This is a genomic window from Campylobacter concisus (genome assembly GCF_003048535.1).
Classification (GTDB): domain Bacteria; phylum Campylobacterota; class Campylobacteria; order Campylobacterales; family Campylobacteraceae; genus Campylobacter_A; species Campylobacter_A concisus_S.
The window spans coordinates 14,305-37,411 of the sequence record NZ_PIRQ01000002.1 but is presented as its reverse complement, the minus strand read 5'-3'; the positions used below and the strand labels follow the sequence as shown (position 1 = coordinate 37,411).

Genomic DNA, 23,107 nt, shown 5'->3' with positions numbered 1-23,107 from the left:
TATTTTTACAATAAAAAATCAATATCCAATTATTTTATTAAGGCTCTTTTCTTCTTTACTCCAGCCTTTCTTAACGACTACATCGAGTTTTAAAAAGACCTTTGATCCGGTTAAATTTTGTATTAACTTTCTTGCAAAAATTCCTATTCGTTTTATCGTTTCACCATTCCTACCGATGATCATACTTTTATGGATTTCACGCTCAGTGATGATACTTGCAAAAATTTCAGTAATGCTAGGTTTTTCTTTTACGCTTTTTATGATCGCATCGCTAAGATATGGGATCTCATCGCTTAAATTTTCATAGATCGCTTCAAGTATAAATTCTCTAAAAATTTCTTTTTCATTTGTTGAAGTAAGAAAATCTGGATCGTAAAAATACTCATGCTCTGGCAAAAGCTTGCAAATTTCATCAAGAAGCGGCTTTTTATAGGTAGGCTGCTTGGTGCTAAAAGTAAGAAGTGCTGCAAATTTATCTTGAAATTTTTGATACTTAGTGATCTTTTCAAGCACCTTTGCATTTGAGCTCTCATCGACTTTTGTTAGCACTAAGATGTGTGGTTTTTCAGGATTTAGAGCTAGAAATTTCTCATAGTCACTTGTATCATCATGAATAGGCGCTAAAAATACGATGAGATCGCAATCTCCCATCGATTTTATCGCTTGGCTAATTAGTAGTTGATTTATCGCCTTGTTGCTCTCGTGAAGCCCTGGCGTGTCGGTGAAGATGATCTGATCTTCGCCGTTCATAACTATGCCATTTATCTTTCTGCGAGTTGCATTTTGCTTGTGCGAGACGATGGCGATCTTTTCGTTTAACAAAGCATTTAAAAACGAGCTCTTGCCAGCATTTGTGCGCCCTATGATGCTAACAAAGCCTGATTTCAAAGTATATACCTCGCTAGGTCTTGATCTTCGACAACATCTTTTAGACGCTCTTTTACGAGCTCTTTTGTCACATTTATCTTCTCGCCGCTCTTTTCGCTAGCCTCAAAGCTGATATCTTCTATTACGCGCTCGATCACCGTATGAAGACGTCTAGCACCGATGTCTTCCATCTTTTCATTTGCGGCATGAGCGATCCTAGCTATCTCTTTTATCGCTTCATCGTCAAATTCTAGCTCGACATTCTCGGTTGAGAGCAGGGCGATGTATTGTTTTAAAAGCGAATTTTTTGGCTGAGTTAAAATTTGATAAAGCGCGTCCTCATCAAGGCTATCAAGCTCGACCCTTAGTGGGAAACGGCCTTGAAGCTCTGGGATGAGATCGCTTGGCTTGCTTATATGAAAGGCACCGGCCGCGATAAATAAAATATGATCTGTCTTTAAATTTCCAAATTTTGTATTTACATTTGAGCCCTCAACGATCGGTAATAAGTCTCTTTGCACGCCTTCTTTGCTAGGATCTTGCCTGTTTGAGCTACCTGAGCCAACGGCTACTTTATCGATCTCGTCTATAAAGATGATACCTTCGTTTTCAGCTCTTCTTAAAGCCTCAGTTTTTATGCTCTCAAGGTCTAAAATTTTATCATTTGCTTCACTTTGAAGAGCTTTTTTAGCGTCTTTTACCTTCATCTCTTTTTTGATGTTTTTACCGCCGATGCCAATTATCTTTATAAAGCTCTCTTGCATCTGCGCCATATCAGGTGGCACGTTTGAGCCAGCCTCAAGCGGGTTTTGCTGCACCTCTATCTCGATGCTTAGCTCATCAAGCTCGCCGTTTCTTAGCCTATTTAGCATCTTTTCATAGCTCTTTGCGTACTCTGCTTGCTTCTCCTCGCTTGCTCCTTTTGGCAGTGGTGGCAAAAGTTTTGAGACGATCTTTTCTTCGATGTAGGCGTTGATTTTATCTTGATTTTTCTCACTTTGCTCGTTTTTTACGAGATTATATGATGCCGTAGCAAGGTCTCTTACCATGCTCTCAACATCGCGACCAACAAAGCCAACTTCAGTATATTTGCTAGCCTCGACCTTTATAAATGGCAGTCCCATCATCTTTGAAAGACGCCTTGCGATCTCAGTTTTACCAACGCCAGTTGAGCCGATCATCAAGATATTTTTTGGCATGATGTCATCTTGCAAGCTCTTTTCAAGCTTCATACGGCGGTAGCGGTTGCGAAGTGCGATAGCTATGATCTTTTTGGCATCCTTTTGACCGATCACATAGTCATCTAAAAATTTAACAATTTCTCTTGGTGTTAAGTTCATTCTCTCTCTTATTCTAAAACATAAGTTTTGATGTTTGTATTTGTATAGATGCAAATTTCGCCGGCGATCTTGAGGCTCTCTTTGACTAGCTCCTCTTCGTCGATATCGGCAAATTTATCTAAAGCACGGGCTGCTGAAAGAGCGTAGTTGCCGCCACTTCCGATAGCTGCTATCTTGCCATCTTCAGGTTCTACTACATCTCCAGTGCCACTAAGTAAGAAAATTTTATCCCTATCAAGCACGAGCATCATAGCTTCAAGCTTCCTTAGATACTTGTCTTTACGCCACTCTTTGCTAAATTCTATCACCGCCTTTAGCAAATCGCCCTTTGTATGCTCTAAATTTTTCTCAAACATATCAAAGAGATTAAACGCGTCAGCGGTGCTACCAGCAAAGCCAGCTAGAACTTTGCCATTATGAATTTTACGAATTTTTACGGCATTGCCTTTTAAGACGGTATTTCCAAAGCTCACCTGTCCGTCGCCGCCGATGACTGACTTGTTTTTGCCTTTGTAGGCTAAGATGGTTGTAGCATGAAACATCTACTCTCCTTGCACATCAACCTTTAAGCTCGCATTTATCGAGTGTCCAAGCTTTACATGAACGTCATAAAGACCTACCGCTTTTAGATGCGTATCCATATCGATCGCTTTTTTCTCGACAACTAAATGATGCGTTTTTTCAAGCTCTGCTGCGATCTCCTCTTTTGAGACCGAACCAAAAAGCGAGCCATTTGCGCCAAGAGTTTTTTTGATGACGACTGTCACTTTTGCAAGCTCTTCTTTTAGTTTTTCTAAATTTGCGATCTCATATTTTAGCTCTTCAGCCTTTCTTTTTTGAGCTGCTTCATATTGACGAAGAACATCTGGAGTGGCTGCTTTTGCAAAGCCTTTGCCGATTAAGAAGTTATTACCGTAGCCGTCTTTTACCTCTTTTATCTCGCCAGCTTTTCCAAGTCCTTTTACATCTTTTATTAATAATACTTTCATTTTTATCCTTTTTAAATTTTATTATTAGTCAAATTTTCGCCCATTTTTGCGTGCGATTATAAAGCGAAGTGCATTTAGCTTGATAAATCCCTCTGCATCTTTTTGGTCATAAACGCTGTCCTCTTCAAACGTGCAGTATGCCTCGCTAAATAGATTATCATTTTTGCTGCTTCTGCCAAGGATGATCACATTGCCTTTATAAAGCTCAACTTTTACAGAGCCATTTACGTGCTCTTGGCTCTTGTCGATGAGCGCTTGGAGCATATTTCGCTCAGGTGACCACCAGTAGCCGTTATAGACTAGCTCGGCGTATTTTGGCATGATCTCATCTTTTAAGTGAGCCGCACCGCGGTCAAGCGTGATGCTCTCGATCGCGCGGTGAGCTTTTAGCATTATCGTACCGCCTGGAGTTTCGTAGCAGCCGCGGCTCTTCATACCAACTGAGCGGTTTTCTACTATGTCAAGTCTGCCGATACCGTGTTTTGCGCCAAGGCGGTTTAGCTCGGTTAAAATTTCAGCTGGGCTCATTTTTTTACCATTTATGCTTACTGGATCGCCTTTTTCATAGCCGATCTCAATAATCTCGCTCTTGTCTGGGGCATTTTTAGGGTCAACACTCCATCTCCACATATCATCTTCTGGTGCGTGGCTCGGATCTTCGAGCACTAGACCTTCGTAGCTTATGTGAAGTAAATTTGCGTCCATTGAGTATGGGCTCTTGCCTGGTTTTTTAGTGATATCTATGCCGTTTTTCTCAGCGTATGCTAAAAGTTTTTCACGGCTATTTAGATCCCACTCGCGCCATGGAGCGATGATGGTTAGATTATCGCCAAGTGCGTAGTATCCAAGCTCAAAGCGAACTTGGTCGTTGCCTTTGCCTGTTGCCCCGTGACTCACACCATCAGCGCCAACAAGTCTTGCGATCTCGCTTTGGCGTTTTGCTATTAGCGGGCGCGCTATCGATGTGCCAAGCAGATACTCACCCTCATAGACTGCGTTTGCTCTAAACATTGGAAATACATAATCACGTACAAATTCTTCTCTTAAATCTTCTATAAAAATATTTTCAGGCTTTACACCAAGCGCTAAGGCTTTTTTACGTGCAGGCTCTAGCTCTTCGCCTTGTCCGATGTCAGCTGTAAATGTAACTACTTCGCAGTTATATTCATCTTGAAGCCATTTTAAAATGATACTTGTGTCAAGTCCGCCAGAGTATGCTAAAACCACTTTTTTTACGTCTTTTTTCATAGCTCTTCCTTTTGTTAAAATGGTCGTATTTTAGCCTAAATTGATTAATCTTTAATAAATTAATTTAATAAATAATTTAAGATTTTACTAGAAATTTTTACAAAAAAGGTTATTGTTTAAAATTATGATAATTAATATTATTTTTATATACACTTTGTTAAATTTTTTGGTTTTAAAATTTAAAAAAGGAATAGTCATGAGAAAAACAAATTTTATTGCCATTTGCCTTAGTGTTTGTGTGGCAAATTCTCTTTTTGGAGCAGAGCATAAAGACAATAACGAAACAAAACTTGATGGCATTGTAGTAAGTGCTAGTGGTTTTTCACAGGAGATTAAAGAAGCTCCTGCAAGTATCAGCGTAATAAAAGGCGATGAGCTTACAAAAGATAGCTTTACTTCGCTCCACTCTATCGCTCAAAAGGTGCCAGGCGTAAATGTCGTTGGCGGCGAGGACGGAGCAGCTAGTGGTATCTCGATACGTGGCATGGAAAAATCTCAAACTCTAGTTTTAATTGATGGCAAAAGAGTAAACTCAAGCAGCGCAAACCCAAAAGGCGGAGCAGGGGATATGAACTCAAATTTCATCCCACCAGCTGAAGCGATCGAGCGTATAGAGGTTATCCGTGGCCCTATGAGCTCGCTTTATGGTAGCGACGCGGTTGGAGGCGTTATCAACATCATCACCAAAAAAGACTTTTCAAAATTTAGCGGCAACGTCGGCATCTCAACCACGATAAACACACATAAAGGCATAGGAGACGGCAGGCAGGGCGACTTTTATCTAAATTTACCTCTTTATAAAGAGTTTTTAGCGCTTCAGCTTTGGGGATACAAAAAGCTAAGAGACGAGGATAACTATAAAGGCGGTTATCAAAAGAGTGATAAGAGAAATTTAAGTGCAAAGCTTTGGATCACGCCAGATGAACATAATAAATTTTTTATCCTTGGCTCAAACGAAAGGCATGATTATTCAAAAACGGTTGGCAAATCAGCCGATCCAGACCCAAGAAAAAGACCATTAGATAATTATGACTACGAGAAAAAGAGCTATGGCGTGGGCTATCTTGGTGAATTTGATAGCCTAAATGCCGATATCAGCTACATTTATGATGAGACGCAAAGAACGAGCCTTTTTGACAAATTTATACCAGCAAAAGCCAAAAATCACAACTTTAACTCTAAATTTACAACGTTTTTTGGCGCACACACTCTAACTTTTGGCTATGACTTTAGCAAACAAAATGTCGGCACGACCTTCATCGTCTCAAACGCCTCAAGAAACGGCTTAAAAGATCCAAAGACCTACTCGATGAGCGAGCATGCAGGATTTATCGAGGATGAGTGGCAAATTTTAGAAGAGAAGCTATTTTTAACGCTTGGTTCAAGGCTCACGCACAACGAATTTTTTGGTAACCACCTCTCGCCAAGAGCCTACCTAGTCTATAATGCCACAGATACGCTAAGCTTAAAAGGTGGCATAGCGACTGGCTATAAAACGCCAAATGTCAATCAAATCTCCCCAGAAGTAGGCACTATCCAGGGTGGCTGGAGAATAGTTGATTTTGGCAACAAAGATCTAAAACCAGAAAAGAGCACAACATACGAAGTTGGGGCATATTATGACAATCAGGCTGATTTTAGAGGCTCGGTAACGCTTTTTAGAAATGAGTTTAAAGATAAGATCTTAGACACTGATGGCAGTAACGTTAATAAAATTCCTGCCTTTGGCACTTGCGCAGGTGCACCACACGTTAATTGTCCTGGCTGGGGAACTTACTTTAACATAGAAGGTGCGACTGTTTGGGGCGTGGAGCTAAGTGGCGACTACGACATCCTTTCAAATCTAAATCTAAGCTCAAACTACACCTATAATAAGTCAAAGATAAAAACTGGCAACCCAACTATAAATACGCCAAGAGGACCTATGAAATTTAGTGAGACAAATCTAGCCAGACTTGACGGCAAAAGCCTTACGGCAACGCCAGAGCATGCATTTCATGCAACACTTGCTTATAAACCAATTAAGAGTGTAAAAACATTCTTCACCACAAACTATGAGAGTAAGCTAACAAGTGTAAATTTTGGTGCTGGCAACAGCATAAGAGAGAACACAAAGGACCTACTCACCTTCGATACAGGCGTAAGCTGGGACGCAAACAAGCACCTAACACTTAGCCTAAATGCTTATAATATCTTTGATAAAGTAAGATACGATGAGGCGCTCGTGGGAAATACATATTACTTTTATCCGCAAGAGGGCAGGAGATTTTGGTTTAAGGTCGCTGCAAAATGGTAAGAGCGTTTAAATTTTTGCTTTTTACGCTTGGCTTGACACAGACTTTGCACGCAGGGCCTAGTCAAACGCCTGAGCCACTTAGTCAAAAAGCTGCTAGTAAATTTGAAATTTCGACCTTTAAAATAAGCGCGAATGATGAAATTTATAAAATTTTCACAGCCAAGCTAAAGGGGCAAAATGAGTTTAAAAACGTGCTTTTCTTGCTTGATGCAAATGCCCAGTTTAATATGCTTTTAAATGAATTTAATGGCTCATCTGCTCCACTAATAATAGGCATAGGATATGACACAGACAAAAGCTACGAAGTAGAAAAACGCACAAGAGATCTCACGCCAAAGGCAGATGGCGAGGAGTTTAGCAAAGGTGGTGGCGCAGATGCGTTTTACCACTTTTTAACTAAAAATTTAGTGCCGCTAATTGATGAGAAATTTAACGTGCAAAATAGCCAAAAAAGCCTTTATGGCCACTCTTTTGGCGGGCTTTTCACGCTTTATGCCTTGCTTAAAGATGAGGGCATCTTTTCAAATTTCTTTATCGCTTCACCATCTCTTTGGTGGGGCGAGTCTGAAATTTTAAAGCAAAATGTTAGTGAGGGTAAATTTAAAGAGAAATTAAAAGCCAAATTTGTCTTTCTTAGCGTTGGCGAGCTTGAAAAGAGAAAGGGCAAAACGGATAAAGCTGGCATTTTAAAGGCGAGTGATTTGGCTCAAATTTTAAAGCAAAGTGGCGTAAATTCTCACTTTGAGCTTTTTAAAAATGAAACCCATGGCAGCGTCATACCTCTAAATTTAAAAGAGCTTTTAAAATATCTAAAGGATTAAAAATTTAAGGCTATTTTTGTTAAAATCCGCCGCATGAGAGTAGATAAATTTTTAAACGTAGTAAATATCACCAAAAGGCGTGCCGTTAGCGAAGATATGTGTAAAAGTGGCGTTGTGAGCATAAACGGCGTGCAGGCAAAAGCGGCTAAAGATGTCAAGATCGGCGACGTGATCACCATCAAATTTCTAGCTCGTGAGGCGAGATACGAAGTGCTTGCGATCCCAACTACAAAAAGCATACCAAAAAGCGCTCAAAGCGAATATGTAAAAGAGCTTTGATGGTTTTTGAGCTTTTAGAAAATGAGCTTGATGAGCTTGTGCGGGTGCTGCCAAAAAGTGGCGTAGTGCTACTAAGTGGCGATCTAGCAAGTGGCAAAACAACGCTTGTAAAGGCGATCATCAAAGCGCACGGCATAGATGAGAGCGTGACATCGCCGACATTTTCTTTGATGCAAATTTATGGTAAAGATATCTACCACTACGACATTTACCAGATCGGATTTGACGGGATGGTCAAAAATGGTCTTTTTGAAAATCTATTTGAAGATGGGCTTCATCTAGTAGAGTGGGGCGATGAAAATTTAGAGAAGGCTCTAAAGAAAAACGGCGAAAGCTATACATTAGTAAAAATTTTTCCTAGCAAAAATGGTAGAAAATACGAGGTTATAAGTGCATAAACTAGAAGTAAAAGATCTAAAAAAGACGATCAAAAAAACTGAGATCATAAAAGGCATATCTTTAGAGGTAAATAGTGGCGAGGTTGTGGGGCTTCTTGGACCAAATGGTGCTGGAAAGACGACTACTTTTTATATGATCTGTGGGCTCATCTCACCAACTAGCGGAGATGTCTTTTTAAATGATGAAAAGATCACAAACGTCCCGCTTCACAAAAGAGCGCACCTTGGCATTGGCTATTTGCCGCAAGAATCAAGCATATTTAAAGAGCTAAGTGTCGAAGAAAATTTACTTCTTGGAGCTGAAATTTTAAATCAAAGCGAAGAAGAGATATCAAAAAGAGTAAATGAGATGCTAAATATGCTAAATATCGAGCCTATTCGCCTAAGAAAGGGTGTTAGCCTAAGTGGTGGCGAGCGCAGACGCTGTGAGATCGCTAGAAGCCTCATCATAAAGCCAAAATTTTTACTGCTGGATGAGCCATTTGCAGGCGTCGATCCTATCGCGGTTAGCGACATCCAAAGCATCGTTAGAGACCTTAAAAAGCTAGGCATCGGCGTTTTGATAACTGATCACAACGTCCGTGAGACGCTAGCTATTTGCGACAGAGCCTACGTTATCAAGGATGGTTCGCTGCTAGCAAGCGGCAGTGCGAGCGAAGTGGCAAACAACAAGCTCGTTAGAACGCACTATCTTGGCGAAGAATTTAAACTTCTTGAGTAGATGATGCTAAGGCAAAAGCAAACTTTAGCGCCAAAGATAAAACTAAATCAAACACTGCGAAGTTGGCTTCCCATTCTTCAAAGTGGGCTTGATGAGCTAAAAGAGACGCTTGAGCCTTTTATAAAAGAGAACCCATTTGCTACGATCGAACATAAAAATTTAGAAAAAAGCGAAAAAAAGCGAAATTTTTTTGAGCAGGTTAGTAAAAATTCAGTAAGTGAGAGCATCGAAGCTTTAAGCATTTATAAAGAAAGCCTCTATGAAAAGCTCGCCAGCCAGATAAATCCACCACTTTTTCCCACGCAAAAGTCACAAGATATTGCGTATAAGATTATTGAGTGTTTAGACGACGAGGGTTATTTTTCCTATGATAATGAAATTTTTGCTGATTTTTACGAGAGCGAAGTGGAGCGGGTTAGGGCGAGATTTGCCTACCTTGAGCCATGTGGCGTGGGTGCAAAGGATATCAAAGAGAGCTTTTTGTTTCAGCTAAGCGAGGTTGAGGCAAGTGAAGGGATCATAGAGTGCGCGAAAAAGATCATCTTAAATTTTGAAAATATAGAAAAGCTTAGAAAGCTTAAATTTTACGACGAAGCGCTAAAGATCATAAAAAAATTTAAAAATCCCCCAGCTATCGAGTATCTAGAAGAGGCGAGCCAAAAGGTGCCTGACATCTTTGTGTTAAGCACAAGCAGTGGCATAAGCGTGCAGATAAATGACGAGTACTATCCAGAAATTTTGGTTGACACCGAGGGACTAGACGAGAAAGAGGCTTTTGTAAGCTCGCGCATAAAAGAGGCAAGCGAGCTCATAGACGCCCTTGAGATGAGAAAAGCAACGCTTTATAAGATAGGGCTTATGATAGTTGAGTATCAATATGACTACTTTTTGGGTGGCGATATAAAGCCTATGAAGCTAAAAGACCTAGCAGACGAGCTTGGGCGCAACCCATCAACCATATCAAGGGCGATTGCGAATAAATATTTAAGCTGCTCAAGAGGTACGGTCGCACTTAAAAATTTCTTTTCAACTGGCTTTGACGATGAGATCTCAAACGCTGCAATAAAGGAATTTTTACTAGAGCTCATTAAAGGCGAAGACCACAAAAAACCACTTTCTGATCTAAAAATTCAAGAGCTAATCCAAGCTAAATTTAACATCCAAATCGTTCGCCGAACTATCACCAAATACCGCAAAATTCTAAACATCGGCAGCTCAAGCCAGCGAAAAAGAGTCTATCAGATAAACGGCTAACTACCACTCATTTAAAGCAAAAAGTATGGCCTTGCGCATCTGTGCAAAAAGCTCGTTGCTAAGCTCTTCGTACTCTTTGCCACGTTTTTTATATTGTGCCATGCCTGCTGCATCGTCGTTCCAAGAGCCCATACCACCAAAAACATCAGCCAAGCTTGCCGCAGCAAAAAGAGCTAAATTTTTCTTTGGCATAAGCGGTGCATTAAATATCTTTTGATCATCATTGCTTGAAGATCTAAGTGATTTTAATGCCCTGCGAAAACACTCACCAAAATTCTCACACTCTATCTCATCTGCAAAGGCCGCTATCTTGGTAAGTGAGTCCACAAAAGCCTCTGTGTTGTCACTAAAATTTTCTAAATTTACATCTTTTTCAAGACCAAATTCTTTATATATTATGTCCCAGCCTCTTTGGTCTTTGTTGTATTTCCAGTAGGGTACGAAGCAGCTCATGTGCTCTTTGAAAATGCAAATGATCAATTTTGCGGTAGAGTTTGAAAAGCTAAACAATAAACGTTCATCTGATGAGCCAGTTAAATTTGCAGTAAGTCTTACATCGCTTAATCCAAGTTTTAATGCGTGCTCAAACCACTCATTTACGCCATTTGCCCTATGGCCTGAGAGAAAGTGAAAATTTATACTATTTTCGTAGTTAGTGCCATTATATAGGATAGGAGAATTTGACTTTATGACCTGCTTTGCGGCAGCAATAATGGCGCATATATTAAACATTTCACCATTCATTTTTGCTCTCTTTAATAGCTCTATGGTAAGCCGTGCTCTAGCCAACCATTACAAAATTTTCTTGATTTTTAAAGTATGGCTTCAGACTCTCATAAGCAGATTGAATATTTTTAAATTTCTTTGCATATTCTTCTTGTATGAGAGGATTTTTGTTGGCGTGCCTATCTGGGTGATAGATATTTACGAGTGAAAGATAGCTTTGTCTGATAGTTTCAAAGTCATCATCTTTTTTGCAACCCAAAATCCCAAAATTTTCCTCAAGCAAATTTGCAAGCACAGAAAATCTGCTTACAAATTTAGATGAGCTTTTTATTTTTATACCTTGTTTAAAGGCTTTGTAGTCTTTTTCATCATAGATAAAATTTACGCTAAATTTTGGATAGCTTCTTTTGTAAAGCAGTTTGTTTAATGTGTTTATGTCGTTGTCGTTTAAGATGGTGATGTTTAAAAAATCATCATTTTTGCTAAAAGTAACATTGCTTTTTACCAGACTCTCGCTGATGTAGCTAGCAAAATCTCTGCAAAGTGCATCTTTTAGTTCAAATTTGGCTTCATTTTTTACAAAATTTACATTTAGGCTAATGACTGGAGTTAGGGTATTTTTTTGAACAAAGCCAAGTTTTATGGTTTTATAGTTTGCAAAACGAATGTCGAGTTTATCATCACTTTGCTTTTCATAAAGTTTTTTTATAAATTTTAAAAAGCACTTGCGTTGTGGGATCTCGCTCTCTTCGTAAAACGAAATAACCTTATTTTTATTAGATAAAATTTTTGTAAAATTTCTGCTTATCATATCTCTAAGCTCACGAAACAAAGTGTCATTATCAGTTAAAATGCTTAGAGATTCTAATGTTTGCGTAACTTTCATTGCCTACTCCACATAAAATATTACATGTTTTAGCAATAAGCATTCCAAATTTATATTTTTCTTATATCTTGGCCTTTAATGTAATCTGCAAATTCGTTTTTTAGCTTATTTTCTTTATATGAGATCGCCTCTTCTTTTGTATGAGAAACGGCTTCTTTTTGAGTTTTTTTGATCTCACCTTGCTCTTTAGTAAGTTCTTTTTTTATCTCTTTTAAACTATCGAAAAAATCATTCATTTTTACTCCTTTTATTTTTATCGGATTTTACTAAAACAGTTATAAAATTAAAATGAATACAATTTTTCTTTAAGGAAAGTTTGGCTAATATCTCGACTTAACTTTCTTGTGCGCTCGTAGCTCAGCTGGATAGAGCATTTGATTGCGGTTCAAAAGGTCAGAGATTCGAATTCTCTCGGGCGCACCATCTTAATGACAAACTTCATAATTTTTATAGTAAAATAAGCAAAAAAATTAAAAGAGAAAAAATGGATTTTCAAAATATTCAAAAACAAATTTTAGTACTAAAAGAGAGCTTGACAGCATTAGAACAAAATAGTGAGCACGAGATCGGCTTGGCTGTTGGGGTTGTTGAGTTTAATAAAAACGCTGATGAACTTAAAAAAAAGCTTACAAATTTAAAAGGTGAAAGCGATTTTTTTAAAAGTGTCTTCAATACAGAGGACTATTATGAAAACATTAGTACTTATTTGGAGCAGATAAAGAGAAGCTTAAATTATAAAATTGAGAAAAACGGTGTGAGCTTTAAGGCAAATGAAAATTTACAAGAAAGCTATGTCGCCATTTTAAATATAATAGAAATTTTAGTAGCAGAGTATCAAATACAAAACAAAAATAAAGCGAAAAATCTCTTTTCTAGGACAACAGATACTACTCAAATAAAATCACTACTTGCAGAGCTAAATACTCTACAAGAGCGTATACATAATGTTTTACATATTCATTCTAGGATAGTTTCAAATGTTATTTTGCAAAATTTTAAGATAATTTATACGTTCTTTTATAATTGTATTAAGGCTGCGAAGCAACGCAAAGATGAACTTTTACTTGTGGAGATCGCGGGTATAACTGATAAGATAATAACTATGATAAAACCAGTCTTTAGTGCAAAAATTTTAAATACAAATGAGCTTATTTATCACTACTTGATCTTTGAGCTAAAAGAACTAAAAGCTTGTGCGATAGGTGAGGAGCTAGTTTAAAATTTTATCAATTATCTCTTTTGCTCCATTTGGCAAAAGAATCTCTTTTAGAGCTTTGCTGCTTTTATTTAGATCAAAATTTTCTATCATTCTTATAACTTCATCTTTGTCTAAATTTTCTCCATTTTGCAAGCAAATTTCAGCAATGCCTTTATCTTTTAAAAATTTAGCGTTATAAAACTGATGATTACCAGCGGCATAAGGAAATGGCACAAAGATAGATGGCAAAGCATTTGCGCAAAGCTCCCAAAGCGAGCTAGCTCCTGCTCTTGATATGGCAAGGTCAGCCTTGCTCATCTTATTTTCTATCTCTTTACTAAATTCAAAAATTTCTAAATTCGTTTCATTAAAGCCAAGTTCATCATATCTTTTTTTAAGTTCATCAAAGCCGTTTTTACCACATTGATGAATTATATTTATGCCTTTTTCTTTAAGATATGGAGCTAAATTTATAGCTAGTTTATTTATCGCTTTTGCGCCTTGCGAGCCGCCCAAAAACAAAATAGTTTTTAGCTCCTCTCTCACTCTTGCACTATCGAAAAATTTCTTTGCTACGGGATAAGGGTAGGGCGAAACTTCATCATAAGAGCTAAAAAAGCCTTTCGCATAAGGCCTTAAAATTTTATTTAGTTTGCCCATTACAGCATTTTGTTCGTGGATAAAAAGCGGCACTTTTGAGATAATGGCTGCAATGGCTGCTGGAGCTGCTGAATAGCCACCAACGCTAATGACTACCTTAACGTCATTTTGCTTAAAAATTTTTCTACATTTTAAAGCAAGATTTACGATATTTGTTAGTGATTTTAGTTTAGCAAAGCCTCTCTTATTTACCACGCCACTGCTTGGTAAGAAAAATTTTTGTAAAAAATTCTCGTCACTTTCAAACCAAAATTTATCTTGACCGCTAGTTGAACCAATAAAAATGGGCTTAATATCTCGTCTATTTAGCTCTTCGCAAAAGCTTCTTGCGATCGCTAAATGCCCACCAGTGCCTCCACCGCAAATAACTATCATAGTTTTGCCCTTTTACTAACCATCAAAACCATGCCGATACCGATACAAATCGCAAGCACGGAGCTACCGCCGTAACTAAGAAATGGCACAGCAATACCTTTAATAGGCGTGATCGATGTGATGCCATAGCTATTCATTAAAAATGAAAACGATAAGATAAGCCCGACACCAAGCGTAAACAGATGATAGACCTTATTTTCGCTTCTAGCTGAAATTCTAAAAATTCTATAAAGTAGCGTTATAAATATAGCTACGATACACAAAATACCAAATACACCAACCTCTTCAGCGATACCAGCTAATACAAAGTCAGTATGGACCTCACTTAAAAAGCCGAGCTTAAAGATACCAGCGCCAAGCCCTTCGCCGAAAAATTCGCCATGCTTTATAGCGTTTAATGAGTGAGAAATTTGATATGGCTCTGGCGCATCAGCTACTCTTAATACATCTGCAACGCTGTCAGGTAAGAAAGAAAGCACCATGTTTTGTATCGTGCCCCACCATGACTTTATACGTAAAATTCTATGCTCAGAGCTGATTATCGCTACTGTCATAACAAAAGCAGCTCCTAAGATACCGATACTAAAAAGTCTCGCGCTTGCTCCTGCAAAAAGCGCCATCGTCACAAATGTAAGCGCCAGCACAACCACTTGACCAAGGTCATTTTGCATAACAGCGATAAGAAAGATGGCAACACCAAAAAGAATAATATAAGGCATAAGTATCTTAATCTCATCTAGCAAGGTCCTTTTGCCTTCACTAAATTTTCTAGTAAAACTCCAAGCCAAGAAGTAGACAAAACCGATTTTAAAAAACTCAACTGGAGCTAGTGAAAAACCAGGTAGCCTGATCCAACGCCTAGCACCACCAGCGTCAGTCACCATTGAAGCTGGCAATGCATGCATTAGCCCCATGGCGATACCGCAAGATATAAGAAGGCCAAACCCTATCCAAACAAGCGTTTTTTCAGGATTGAGCCTAGAAAGCCACCACATAATGAAAATTCCGATACAACCAACAATAAATTGGCGGATAAAAAAGTGAAACTCGTCGTAATTAAAAAATAAAACCGTAAAAACTGGCAAAGATAGTGAAAAAATAATGCTTATAGCGATCAAAGTCGAACAAAGATAGAAAATGATCTTATCAACTGCCAAAATTTAACTCCAAGTTTAAAAAGTGCCAAAGTATAATAAAAAACGGCTTACAAAGATATTATTTGCTATAATTGCAGGCTTTAAGGAAGGGCATGAAGATAGGTATATTTGACTCAGGACTTGGCGGGCTGAGCGTCTTAAATGAAGCTTTAAGCAAGCTTAGTGAGTATGAATTTTTATATTATGCAGACGTAAAAAATGTCCCGTATGGACAAAAGAGCAGGGTTGAGATCTTAAAATTTAGCTTTGATGCGGTGAAATTTCTCATAGAAAATGGCGCAAAAGCTGTCGTAGTGGCTTGCAACACGGCAACAAGCGTAGCGATAAAAGAGCTTAGAGCAAATTTAAATGTACCTATAATCGGCATGGAGCCAGCCGTAAAAAAGGCTCATGACTTAAGCCATAATGACGCTCTAAAAACGCTTGTCATAGCCACTCCAGTCACCGTAAATGGCGCAAAACTAAAAGAGCTGATCGCAAATTTACACGCAAAAGATAAGACTGAGCTACTTGCACTGCCTCGCCTTGTAAATTTTGCTGAAAATGGGGAATTTGACACCGAGAATGTGAAATCATATCTAAAAGAAGAGTTAGCCAAATTTGATCTAAGTAAATTTGGCTTTTTGGTGCTTGGCTGCACGCACTTTAACTATTTTAAAGATAGCCTAAGAGAAATTTTGCCGTCAAATATAAGCATAATTGATGGCAATGAAGGGACAATAAATCGCCTTATAAGTGAGCTTGGACTAAAAATTTCTACTTTAGATCAAGCCCCAAAAATTAGATTTTTCTATTCTGGTGATGAAGTATTCAGTAAATTTGAGCTAGATAAAATTTCAAGAAATTTAACTCATCTAGAAAAGATGAGGGCGATTTGCTAGGTTAAATCTAACTAAATACCACGAATAAAAATTTTATAAAATACACTAAATTTTACATAATTTTATATGTATTTAGCCTTTTCTTTGCTTTATTATATAGATAGCACTTATTACTGCAACAACAGCTAAAAGAGAGATCGTGATTATTAAAAGTGTCTGTTTGTCAGGGTTTGAGCCTATAAAATAGCCAACTCCAAGCAAAACAGCACACCAAATCCCAGCTCCAAGCGTGGTAAATAGGCAAAATCTAAAAATGTTCATCTTAGCAAGTCCGGCTGGTAGGCTGATGTATTGACGAATGCCAGGAATCAGACGTGAGTTAAATGTAGAAATTTCGCCGTGTTTATTGAAAAATGCTTCAAATTTATCCATTTTTTCGTGAGTGATTCCCACAAATTTGCCGTATTTTAAAACGATATCACGCCCAAAAAAATAGCAAAGATAATAGTTAAAAATAGCTCCAAGCAGGCTTCCAAGCGTGCCTGCAAGAAAGGCCAAAATTAAACTCATTTCACCTTTATGCACCAAATAGCCAGCAGGTATCATCGCTACCTCGCTTGGAAATGGAAAAAATGAGCTTTCTAAAAACATCATGATAAATATGCCAGCATATCCCCAGCTACTTACGCTCGCAACTATAAAATCAATAACATCATGTAGCATTTAAATTCCTGAAAAATTTTAAAGTTAGCCATTTTAGCAAAGCATAGCTTAAGCTTTTTGACAAAAAATAAAGAGAGTTTATAGCTTATTAAAACAAGATGAAAGTAGAAACAAAATAGGGCGAAAGCTCGCCCTATTTTTAAAATGCAGGTATAACTTCGCCTTTATAGCGAGTGATGATGAAATTTTTAGTATCAGGGCTAAGCACCGCATCAATCAAAGCTTTGATCTTAGGGTTATTTTCGTTGCCAGCCTTTGTGACGATGATGTTAGCATAAGGACTGTTGGCGTCTTCAAGCAAAAGTGCGTCTTTTGCCACACTCATACCAAGATCAAGGACGAAATTTGTACTAATGGCGGCGATATCGACATCATCAAGCGTTCTTGGTATCTGAGCACCTTCAAGCTCTACAAATTGTAAATTTTTAGAATTTTTAGTTATGTCATTTATAGTTGCAACTTTTACGTTTTTATTGATCTCAATAAGGCCAGCTTTTTCTAAAATTCTAAGCGCTCTGTTGCCATTTGATGGATCGTAAGCAATCGCAACTTTTGCACCATCTTTTAACTCTTTTATGTTTTTTATCTTTTTAGAGTAAAAGCCAAGTGGCTCGACATGGACATTTGCAACACTTACAAGATGCAAGCCTCTAGCCTTGTTTTGCTCCTCAAGATATGGTAAATGCTGAAAGAAATTTGCATCCAAGCTACCATCTTCTGTGGCGACATTTGGGATAGAGTAGTCTGAAATTTCAGAGATAACAAGGTCGTAGCCTTTATCTTTTAGCTTTGGCTTTACAAATTCTAAAATTTCAGCGTGTGGTACTGGCGAGACGCCGACTACGATAGTGTGGTCCTTGTCGGCTGCGTGAAGGCTTAGAGCAACTAAAGATGCGGTTAAAAGTTTGATAAATTTCATTGTTTTTCCTTTTTTATTGGGTTTAAGCGACGCTAAAAAGGTAAAAGCTTTCACGTCGCTTATTTAAAATTTTAATTAAAATGCTGGAAGAATCGCACCGTTGTATTTGATCTCGATAAATTTTTTAACTTCTGATGAGTTTATAGCTTTATCAAGAGCCTCTATTTTAGAGCTATTTTCGTTGCCAGCTTTAACAACTACGTAGTTTACATATGGGCTATTTTTGCTTTCAAGCACAAGTGCGTCTTTTACCGGATTGAGATTAGCATTTAGAGCATAGTTTGTGTTGATAACCGCGATAGTAACGTCATCAAGCGTTCTTGGCACTTGAGCAGTCTCGATCTCTTCAAATTTAAGCTTTTTAGGGTTATCAACTATATCAAGCGGAGTTTTTAGTGGATTATCGTTTAGCTTAATAAGTCCGGCATTTGCAAGGATATCCAAAGCACGGCTTTCATTTGTCGGATCATTTGGGATAGATACGGTCGAACCATCTTTTAGATCTTTGATGTCTTTTATCTTTTTAGAATAAACTCCCATTGGCTCAAGATGAACGCCAACTGTTTTTATAAGATGAGTGCCTTTGTTTTTGTTAAATTCTTCAAGATATGGAAGGTGCTGAAAGAAATTTGCATCTAAATCGCCATCTTCTGTTGCAAGGTTTGGCGTAGTGTAGTCGTTAAATTCTTTGATCTCAAGCGTATATCCATCTTTTGCCAAAATAGGTTTTACAACCTCTAAAATTTCAGCATGTGGGATAGGTGTAGCACCAACGATTATTGTTTTTGATTTATCAGCTGCATTTGCACTTACACTAAGGCCTAGGGCAACTAAAGAAGTGAGAAGTAGTTTTTTCATTTATTATCCTTTTTTAAAATTTGCCAAGCACCAAAAAAGGATAAATTTAAGCTAGAGGATTAAATTTCTTTTTAAGCGCTTAAGCTAGTTCTAAGCACTTAAAAAGAAATTTTGTGCTTAGAGATTAGTCTTTCGACGACGCGTTTTTTAATAGGCGGCACATGTGGCACATATCTGATTTCATCTTTTATCCTTTCAGCTAAAAATTAATTCGGGCAATTTTAAGGAAAAAAGCTTAAAATCAGATAAAAACAAAGGCCTATTTTTTAGAAATTTTATATAAGTAGTTACCTAAAACTTGAAAAATTTGAACCATAATGATAAGAATAACCACGGTGTAGAGCATGATATCTGGGCGAAATCTTTGATAGCCGTAGTTTATAGCGACAGATCCTAGTCCGCCACCGCCAACTGCACCAGCCATCGCTGAAAAGCCGATATTTACGATAAGCGTTAGTGTAAATGCCGAGATAATGCCAGGAAGTGCCTCTACAAACATGACACGAAAGATGATCTGAAATTTCGAGCTACCAAAGCTTTGAGCGGCTTCAATTATGCCTTTATCAACCTCTTTTAGAGCGTTTTCGATTAGCCTTGCCACAAATGGAGCCGCTCCAATAGTTAGCGGGACGATCGCAGCTGTGGTGCCAATACTTGTGCCTACGATCATTTTTGTGACCGGAAATAGCACGATGATCAAAATGATAAATGGAAAGCTTCTAAGCACGTTTATAACGATATCTAGCACAAAATAAAGCTGCTTGTTTGGCTTTAATCCATCTTTATCTGAAAGTATGAGCAAAACCGCGGGTATGAGGCCTATAGCAAAGGCGAGCAGGGTAGAGACGATGCTCATATATAGCGTCTCGCCGATAGCTGGCAACAGTATCCTAGAAAATACATCTGGAAATTTAGAAAAATCAATACCAAACATCAAGCAACCTCCCATAAAACGCCACTTTGCTTGATGTAGTTAAGCACGTTTTCTTTATCTTTTTCATCTATGTTTATGACAAGCGAGCCAAGAACATTTTCGTTTAGCTTTTCAAGCTTGCCCCAAACTATGTTAAAGTCGATATTTAGACTTCTAGCCATATGCGTGATCACGCTATTTTGGGCCACTTCTTTTGGGAAAAATAGCCTAATATTTGTGCCAGTGCTTGGCAGAATTTCTACTTCGCCTAAAAATTCTTTCATCTTCTCATCTGGCTTTAAAAATAGCTCTTCGATGCTTCCAGAGCCTATGATCTTGCCGCCTTCTAGCAAGATCGCGCGTTTTGCGATAGATTTTACAACCTCCATCTCGTGCGTGACGATGACGACGCTGATATCTAGCTCTTTGTTTATCTTTTCAAGCAGCTCTAAAATTTGATTTGTCGTGTTTGGATCAAGAGCCGAAGTTGCCTCGTCGCTTAGTAAAATTTTAGGATTTAAAGCAAGCGCTCTAGCGATGGCGACACGCTGTTTTTGCCCGCCACTTAGCTCGCTTGGATAGCTTTTTGCCTTGCTTTCAAGACCGACTAAATTTAAAAGCTCTCTCACTCTTTTTTCGGTTTCATCGCTTTTATAGCCCCAAAATTTAAGCGGAGTAGCGACATTTTCAAAGACATTTTTTCTAGCCATCAAGGCAAAATGCTGAAATATCATCCCAACATCCCGCCTTAAATGTCTCTGCTGCGTCTCATCTAAATTTTTTATCTCTTTATCAAAGACTTTTAAGCTGCCACCTTGATAGCTTTCAAGTCCGTTTATGCACCTTAAAAGTGTTGACTTGCCAGCACCACTGTGTCCTACGATAGCAAAAATTTCACCCTTTTTAACCTCTAAATTTATATCAAAAAGGATCTGCGTATCACCATAAAATTTACTTAAATTTTCTATCTTTATCACTATTTTTCTCCAAGAGCTTCTAATTCTTCACATACTTTTTTAAATTTAGCCTCAGCACTCTCTAGCGCCTCTTTGTTTGTCTCTATGACCTCTTTTGGTGCGTTTGCAACGAAATTTTGGTTATTTAGCATGCCTGAGAGTTTGGCTATTTCTTTTTCAAGCTTTGTCTTTTGAGACTTGAGCCTTGTGATGATACCGCTCATATCAAGCCCTTCAAGTGGGACAAATGCTTCTAAATTTTCGCTCACATCTCTTATTGAGTTTTCGATCTTTTCATTTACAAAGCCTATCTCTTCGCATTTTGCAAGCAGCTTGATATACTCTTTAACCTCGTCAAGATCTATTTTTTCATTAAATTTAACAAAGGCTTTTGCGATCTTTGAGTTGCCAAGATCGATAGTCGCTTTTGCACGGCGAATCGCAACGATCGCTTCGATAACTAGCTCGAATTTCTTCTCAACATCTAAATTTTGCTCTTTTACCTCTGGGTAGCTCATCACCATTATCGATTTTGCATTCTCAAGCTGTGTGCCGCTAAGCTCTTGAAATAGATACTCTGAAAGAAACGGCATGAAAGGGTTTAGCAGCTTCATCGCCTCTTTAAATATACTTCCAAGCTCTTTTACGCTCGCTTTATCAGCCTTACTAAGCTCGATACCCCAGTCACAAAACTCATCCCAAAGGAATTTATAAAGTGTGTTTGCAGCGTCATTGAAGCGGTAGGCGTCGATATTTTCGCGCACCTCTCTTACGCACTCGTTAAAGCGGCTATTCATATAAATTCCAAGCTTTGTTTGAAGCTTGATATCCTCTAAATTTGCAAATTTGCTCTCATTTAGCATGAGGTATTTACTCGCGTTATAAAGCTTGTTAGTGAAATTTCTTACCTGCTTCATCTTGGCGTCACTTAGCTTGATGTCGCGTCCTTGAACTGCTAGAAGCGTTAGCGTAAAGCGCAAGATATCGGCGCTATACTCATTTATACTATCAAGCGGGTCGATGACGTTGCCAAGGCTTTTACTCATCTTTCTGCCAAACTCATCTTTTACAAGCGCGTGTAGGTAGATGTCGTCAAATGGCAACTTACCAAGGGCATTTTCACCCTGAAACATCATCCTAGCAACCCAGAAAAATAATATATCAAAGCCAGTGATTAGTAGGTTGTTTGGATAAAACTCGGCGAGGTCTCCCTCAAACCATTTTTCATTTTTAAGCTCATTTTCATTGCCCCAGCCAAGTGTGCTAAATGGCCAAAGACCGGAGCTAAACCATGTATCTAGCACGTCTGGATCTTGGTGGAAATTTTTACTTTTACACTTTTTACACTCGCACGGCTCTCCCTCATCAGCCCACATATAACCGCAATCATCGCAGTAAAATACTGGAATTTGGTGTCCCCACCAAAGCTGGCGTGAGATACACCAGTCTCTTAGCTCTCTCATCCATGCGTTAAAGCTGTTTATCCAGTGCGGTGGGTAAAATTTAGCAAGACCCTCTGAGACCTTTTCGATCGCCTCGTCTGCGATCTTTTTTTTGACAAACCACTGCTTTGAGATGTATGGCTCGACGACGTTTTTGCAGCGGTAGCAGTAGCCTACTTGGTTTTCGTAGTCTTCTATCTTCTCAACATTGCCAAGTTTTTCAAGCTCAGCTACTACGATATCTCTAGCCTCAAGCCTCTCAAGACCTGCAAATTTATCGCACTTGTCGTTTAAAATGCCTTTTTCATCAAAGACAGTGATAAACTCAAGGTTGTGCCTTTTACCAACCTCGTAGTCGTTTTGATCGTGTGCAGGTGTGACCTTAACAAGGCCTGTTCCAAACTCCATATCGACATGCTCATCTGCGATGATCTCGATCTCTCTATTTATGATAGGTAGAACAACCTTTTTGCCGATTAAATTTTTATAGCGCTCGTCGTTTGGATTTACCATTACGGCGGTGTCGCCAAAGTAGGTCTCCGGGCGAGTTGTTGCAACAACAACAAATTCGCTTGGCTTATCTGCAAAATAATATCTCAAATGATAAAGCTTGCCTTTATTTTCCTTATGCTCGACTTCGATGTCAGAAAGAGCGCCATCATGCGTACACCAGTTTATCATGTAGTTTTTCTGAACGATCAGCCCTTTGTCGTACAAATTTACAAATGCTTTTTTAACAGCTTTTCTTAGGCCCTCATCCATGGTAAATCTCTGGCGTGACCAAGCTGGAGTGATGCCAAGCTTGCGCATCTGATGAACGATCATGCCACCACTTTTTTCTTTCCACTCCCACACTTTTTCTACAAATTTCTCGCGTCCAAGCTCTTCTTTCTTGATGCCTTGAGCTAAAAGCTGCTTTTCAACGACGTTTTGAGTAGCGATACCAGCGTGGTCAAGTCCTGGCTGCCAAAGTGTCTTGTAGCCATCCATCCTCTTGTAACGAGTCATGATATCTTGAAGTGTGAAGGTTAGGGCGTGTCCGATGTGAAGCGAGCCAGTCACGTTTGGAGGTGGCATCATAATGCAAAATTTACGTCCATCTTTTTGGATATCTTTGTTCGCGTCTATCTCGAAGTATCCGCGTTCTTCCCAAATTTTATAAAATTTATCTTCTATCTCTTTTGCATTGTAAAATTCTGCCACTTTTGTATCCTCTTTCGTTTAAAAAATGCTTAATGTTATCTAAAATTTGTTTAAAAA

The 23,107-nt window shown here is 38.5% G+C and carries 24 protein-coding genes and 1 tRNA gene; 9 read left to right on the top strand and 16 right to left on the bottom strand.

The annotated features are described in order from the left end of the window. Positions 1-18 precede the first annotated feature (18 nt). The 5 genes from era to CVS93_RS01880 are packed head-to-tail and all read right to left on the bottom strand — an operon-like array spanning position 19 to position 4,444. Positions 19-888 (bottom strand): GTPase Era, encoded by an 870-nt coding sequence (era, locus tag CVS93_RS01900; protein ID WP_107686361.1) that lies wholly within the window; start codon positions 886-888, stop codon positions 19-21. After that, the gene (gene hslU / locus CVS93_RS01895; protein WP_107686360.1) at positions 885-2,207 is read right to left on the bottom strand and encodes an HslU--HslV peptidase ATPase subunit; all 1,323 of its coding nucleotides are present in this window, start codon (positions 2,205-2,207) and stop codon (positions 885-887) included. Before hslU ends, era begins: the two co-directional genes overlap by 4 nt. Positions 2,208-2,215: 8 nt before the next feature. After that, positions 2,216-2,749: an ATP-dependent protease subunit HslV gene (hslV, locus tag CVS93_RS01890; protein ID WP_021084582.1), complete on the bottom strand. Its 534-nt coding sequence runs from the start codon at positions 2,747-2,749 to the stop codon at positions 2,216-2,218. Next, complete coding sequence (gene rplI / locus CVS93_RS01885; RefSeq protein WP_103576310.1) at positions 2,750-3,196, bottom strand: 50S ribosomal protein L9; 447 nt, start codon at positions 3,194-3,196, stop codon at positions 2,750-2,752. Positions 3,197-3,220: 24 nt separating this feature from the next. Continuing rightward, positions 3,221-4,444, bottom strand: coding sequence for an argininosuccinate synthase (locus CVS93_RS01880; protein ID WP_103576309.1), 1,224 nt, complete (start codon positions 4,442-4,444; stop codon positions 3,221-3,223). A 196-nt stretch (positions 4,445-4,640) separates the two neighbouring features. Between CVS93_RS01880 and CVS93_RS01875 the strand changes: the two genes are divergently transcribed. The 6 genes from CVS93_RS01875 to CVS93_RS01850 are packed head-to-tail and all read left to right on the top strand — an operon-like array spanning position 4,641 to position 10,213. Beyond that, positions 4,641-6,740, top strand: a complete 2,100-nt coding sequence (locus CVS93_RS01875; RefSeq protein ID WP_107686359.1) for a TonB-dependent receptor domain-containing protein — start codon at positions 4,641-4,643, stop codon at positions 6,738-6,740. Beyond that, positions 6,734-7,561, top strand: a complete 828-nt coding sequence (locus CVS93_RS01870) for an alpha/beta hydrolase (RefSeq protein WP_107686358.1) — start codon at positions 6,734-6,736, stop codon at positions 7,559-7,561. The genes CVS93_RS01875 and CVS93_RS01870 overlap by 7 nt, the downstream gene beginning before the upstream one ends. A gap of 33 nt (positions 7,562-7,594) precedes the next feature. Then, on the top strand, positions 7,595-7,840 hold the full coding sequence (locus CVS93_RS01865) for an RNA-binding S4 domain-containing protein (protein ID WP_002940508.1): 246 nt from the start codon (positions 7,595-7,597) through the stop codon (positions 7,838-7,840). Then, entirely contained in the window at positions 7,840-8,238 is a 399-nt protein-coding gene (gene tsaE / locus CVS93_RS01860) for a tRNA (adenosine(37)-N6)-threonylcarbamoyltransferase complex ATPase subunit type 1 TsaE (RefSeq protein ID WP_107686357.1), read from the top strand. The genes CVS93_RS01865 and tsaE overlap by 1 nt, the downstream gene beginning before the upstream one ends. Continuing rightward, a complete protein-coding gene (gene lptB, locus CVS93_RS01855; RefSeq protein WP_103600362.1) occupies positions 8,231-8,959 on the top strand; it encodes an LPS export ABC transporter ATP-binding protein in 729 nt (242 codons plus the stop codon). Before tsaE ends, lptB begins: the two co-directional genes overlap by 8 nt. 3 nt (positions 8,960-8,962) lie before the next feature. Beyond that, on the top strand, positions 8,963-10,213 hold the full coding sequence (locus CVS93_RS01850; protein WP_234400071.1) for an RNA polymerase factor sigma-54: 1,251 nt from the start codon (positions 8,963-8,965) through the stop codon (positions 10,211-10,213). Here CVS93_RS01850 and CVS93_RS01845 read toward each other — a convergent pair whose 3' ends face one another. Genes CVS93_RS01845 through CVS93_RS01835 form a run of 3 tightly spaced genes read right to left on the bottom strand, consistent with a single transcriptional unit; the run spans position 10,214 to position 12,061 of the window. Next, positions 10,214-10,957 (bottom strand): hypothetical protein, encoded by a 744-nt coding sequence (locus CVS93_RS01845; protein ID WP_107686355.1) that lies wholly within the window; start codon positions 10,955-10,957, stop codon positions 10,214-10,216. It abuts the gene before it with no gap. A 37-nt stretch (positions 10,958-10,994) separates the two neighbouring features. Next, positions 10,995-11,825, bottom strand: a complete 831-nt coding sequence (locus CVS93_RS01840) for an adenylosuccinate lyase (RefSeq protein ID WP_107686354.1) — start codon at positions 11,823-11,825, stop codon at positions 10,995-10,997. Positions 11,826-11,875: 50 nt separating this feature from the next. Further along, positions 11,876-12,061, bottom strand: coding sequence for a hypothetical protein (locus CVS93_RS01835; RefSeq protein ID WP_107686353.1), 186 nt, complete (start codon positions 12,059-12,061; stop codon positions 11,876-11,878). A 110-nt stretch (positions 12,062-12,171) separates the two neighbouring features. Between CVS93_RS01835 and CVS93_RS01830 the strand changes: the two genes are divergently transcribed. Together CVS93_RS01830 and CVS93_RS01825 are read left to right on the top strand one after the other, a co-directional pair. After that, a tRNA-Arg gene (locus CVS93_RS01830) sits at positions 12,172-12,248 on the top strand. Positions 12,249-12,309: 61 nt separating this feature from the next. Continuing rightward, the gene (locus CVS93_RS01825; RefSeq protein ID WP_103619260.1) at positions 12,310-13,044 is read left to right on the top strand and encodes an imidazole glycerol phosphate synthase; all 735 of its coding nucleotides are present in this window, start codon (positions 12,310-12,312) and stop codon (positions 13,042-13,044) included. On the opposite strand, the gene murG is transcribed toward CVS93_RS01825, so the two are convergent. Beyond that, complete coding sequence (murG, locus tag CVS93_RS01820) at positions 13,036-14,058, bottom strand: undecaprenyldiphospho-muramoylpentapeptide beta-N-acetylglucosaminyltransferase (RefSeq protein ID WP_107686352.1); 1,023 nt, start codon at positions 14,056-14,058, stop codon at positions 13,036-13,038. The two genes, CVS93_RS01825 and murG, sit on opposite strands and share 9 nt — an antisense overlap. Next, the gene (locus tag CVS93_RS01815) at positions 14,055-15,215 is read right to left on the bottom strand and encodes an FtsW/RodA/SpoVE family cell cycle protein (protein WP_021091312.1); all 1,161 of its coding nucleotides are present in this window, start codon (positions 15,213-15,215) and stop codon (positions 14,055-14,057) included. The genes murG and CVS93_RS01815 overlap by 4 nt, the downstream gene beginning before the upstream one ends. 92 nt (positions 15,216-15,307) lie before the next feature. Here CVS93_RS01815 and murI point away from each other — a divergent pair, with 92 nt between their 5' ends. Next, the gene (gene murI, locus CVS93_RS01810) at positions 15,308-16,096 is read left to right on the top strand and encodes a glutamate racemase (RefSeq protein WP_107686351.1); all 789 of its coding nucleotides are present in this window, start codon (positions 15,308-15,310) and stop codon (positions 16,094-16,096) included. A gap of 72 nt (positions 16,097-16,168) precedes the next feature. Here murI and CVS93_RS01805 read toward each other — a convergent pair whose 3' ends face one another. The 6 genes from CVS93_RS01805 to CVS93_RS01780 all read right to left on the bottom strand — a co-directional run bounded on the left by CVS93_RS01805 (position 16,169) and on the right by CVS93_RS01780 (position 23,050). Next, positions 16,169-16,759 carry a DedA family protein gene (locus CVS93_RS01805; protein ID WP_107686350.1) on the bottom strand — a complete coding sequence of 197 codons (591 nt, stop codon included), beginning with the start codon at positions 16,757-16,759 and terminating at the stop codon, positions 16,169-16,171. Between the two features lie 139 nt (positions 16,760-16,898). After that, positions 16,899-17,678, bottom strand: a complete 780-nt coding sequence (locus tag CVS93_RS01800; protein WP_107686349.1) for a MetQ/NlpA family ABC transporter substrate-binding protein — start codon at positions 17,676-17,678, stop codon at positions 16,899-16,901. 75 nt (positions 17,679-17,753) lie between these two features. Beyond that, the gene (locus CVS93_RS01795) at positions 17,754-18,536 is read right to left on the bottom strand and encodes a MetQ/NlpA family ABC transporter substrate-binding protein (RefSeq protein ID WP_107686348.1); all 783 of its coding nucleotides are present in this window, start codon (positions 18,534-18,536) and stop codon (positions 17,754-17,756) included. A gap of 259 nt (positions 18,537-18,795) precedes the next feature. After that, positions 18,796-19,470 (bottom strand): methionine ABC transporter permease, encoded by a 675-nt coding sequence (locus tag CVS93_RS01790; protein WP_021086223.1) that lies wholly within the window; start codon positions 19,468-19,470, stop codon positions 18,796-18,798. Next, entirely contained in the window at positions 19,470-20,426 is a 957-nt protein-coding gene (locus CVS93_RS01785) for a methionine ABC transporter ATP-binding protein (RefSeq protein WP_107686347.1), read from the bottom strand. Before CVS93_RS01785 ends, CVS93_RS01790 begins: the two co-directional genes overlap by 1 nt. Further along, positions 20,426-23,050, bottom strand: coding sequence for a valine--tRNA ligase (locus CVS93_RS01780; RefSeq protein WP_107686346.1), 2,625 nt, complete (start codon positions 23,048-23,050; stop codon positions 20,426-20,428). The genes CVS93_RS01785 and CVS93_RS01780 overlap by 1 nt, the downstream gene beginning before the upstream one ends. Between the last annotated feature and the right edge of the window lie 57 nt (positions 23,051-23,107).

Coding starts and splice junctions, on each gene's coding strand:
- hslU (WP_107686360.1), bottom strand. CDS start 2,207: ATGAACTTAACACCAAGAGAAATTGTTAAATTTTTAGATGACTATGTG.
- CVS93_RS01865 (WP_002940508.1), top strand. CDS start 7,595: ATGAGAGTAGATAAATTTTTAAACGTAGTAAATATCACCAAAAGGCGT.
- CVS93_RS01800 (WP_107686349.1), bottom strand. CDS start 17,678: ATGAAATTTATCAAACTTTTAACCGCATCTTTAGTTGCTCTAAGCCTT.
- CVS93_RS01845 (WP_107686355.1), bottom strand. CDS start 10,957: ATGAATGGTGAAATGTTTAATATATGCGCCATTATTGCTGCCGCAAAG.
- CVS93_RS01840 (WP_107686354.1), bottom strand. CDS start 11,825: ATGAAAGTTACGCAAACATTAGAATCTCTAAGCATTTTAACTGATAAT.
- CVS93_RS01795 (WP_107686348.1), bottom strand. CDS start 18,536: ATGAAAAAACTACTTCTCACTTCTTTAGTTGCCCTAGGCCTTAGTGTA.
- CVS93_RS01805 (WP_107686350.1), bottom strand. CDS start 16,759: ATGCTACATGATGTTATTGATTTTATAGTTGCGAGCGTAAGTAGCTGG.
- rplI (WP_103576310.1), bottom strand. CDS start 3,196: ATGAAAGTATTATTAATAAAAGATGTAAAAGGACTTGGAAAAGCTGGC.
- CVS93_RS01850 (WP_234400071.1), top strand. CDS start 8,963: ATGCTAAGGCAAAAGCAAACTTTAGCGCCAAAGATAAAACTAAATCAA.
- hslV (WP_021084582.1), bottom strand. CDS start 2,749: ATGTTTCATGCTACAACCATCTTAGCCTACAAAGGCAAAAACAAGTCA.
- CVS93_RS01825 (WP_103619260.1), top strand. CDS start 12,310: ATGGATTTTCAAAATATTCAAAAACAAATTTTAGTACTAAAAGAGAGC.
- tsaE (WP_107686357.1), top strand. CDS start 7,840: ATGGTTTTTGAGCTTTTAGAAAATGAGCTTGATGAGCTTGTGCGGGTG.
- CVS93_RS01835 (WP_107686353.1), bottom strand. CDS start 12,061: ATGAATGATTTTTTCGATAGTTTAAAAGAGATAAAAAAAGAACTTACT.
- CVS93_RS01790 (WP_021086223.1), bottom strand. CDS start 19,470: ATGTTTGGTATTGATTTTTCTAAATTTCCAGATGTATTTTCTAGGATA.
- CVS93_RS01880 (WP_103576309.1), bottom strand. CDS start 4,444: ATGAAAAAAGACGTAAAAAAAGTGGTTTTAGCATACTCTGGCGGACTT.
- CVS93_RS01870 (WP_107686358.1), top strand. CDS start 6,734: ATGGTAAGAGCGTTTAAATTTTTGCTTTTTACGCTTGGCTTGACACAG.
- murI (WP_107686351.1), top strand. CDS start 15,308: ATGAAGATAGGTATATTTGACTCAGGACTTGGCGGGCTGAGCGTCTTA.
- CVS93_RS01875 (WP_107686359.1), top strand. CDS start 4,641: ATGAGAAAAACAAATTTTATTGCCATTTGCCTTAGTGTTTGTGTGGCA.
- murG (WP_107686352.1), bottom strand. CDS start 14,058: ATGATAGTTATTTGCGGTGGAGGCACTGGTGGGCATTTAGCGATCGCA.